Genomic DNA, 295 nt, shown 5'->3' with positions numbered 1-295 from the left:
TTAAGGGTTGGTTCACAAGATTCTTGTTAAAAGTGAAAAAACCTTAAATAAGCCCAATTAGTGCTTGCATGCCAAAAAAGGCGTCAATATAATACGCCCCACTTAAAGCAGGCGTGCACTGCGCTTGTTAGTATTTGACTTTATTGATGTTTTTCTAAAGTCACTCCTGTTGCGGGAATAGCTCAGTTGGTAGAGCACGACCTTGCCAAGGTCGGGGTCGCGAGTTCGAATCTCGTTTCCCGCTCCAAATTTTCTTCCTAGTTTGTCTCCTTACCCTTATAGTTGGTTCGCCCTA

General features: G+C 43.4%; 1 tRNA gene. It reads left to right on the top strand.

Going from position 1 to position 295, the window contains the following annotated elements:
• Positions 1-171: 171 nt before the first annotated feature.
• Positions 172-247 (top strand) — tRNA-Gly (locus tag A3751_RS02310).
• Positions 248-295 lie beyond the last annotated feature (48 nt).

The organism is Oleiphilus sp. HI0080, from assembly GCF_001635135.1.
Note: the sequence above shows the minus strand (reverse complement) of the source record. Positions and strands in the feature narration are given on the sequence as shown.